At 44.2% G+C, this 301-nt stretch carries 1 pseudogene; it reads right to left on the bottom strand.

The window, feature by feature from the left end:
• Window positions 1-301 (bottom strand): annotated as a pseudogene (locus tag LCI24_RS16965) (hypothetical protein); the annotation flags it as partial.

Here is a 301-nt window from a genome sequence, read left to right as displayed (position 1 = left end):
GCCTACCTGTTGGTAGAACTCAATACCCAAACAAGAGATAACGCTTACTTCTGCATCAGTAACCACGCCCCCAGGTATGGTAGCTGTCAACGTGATAGCAGAGCTATTACTACCCAAAGGCTTTACTGTATCACTTGCCACAATACCAATGCTGTTTTGCTCAGCAACTACAGGCTCGTAAGTACTTGCTCCCTCATCGTAGGTGTAGTCAGAAACTAACCCAATCGCAGCTACTAACTTAAAATGAGTAGCTCCTGTAGGTGCAACAATAAAATTAGCAGGTGTAAAAGCAGGAATATCG

Source organism: Tenacibaculum larymnensis, assembly GCF_028829235.1.
GTDB lineage: Bacteria > Bacteroidota > Bacteroidia > Flavobacteriales > Flavobacteriaceae > Polaribacter > Polaribacter larymnensis.
Note: the sequence above shows the minus strand (reverse complement) of the source record. Positions and strands in the feature narration are given on the sequence as shown.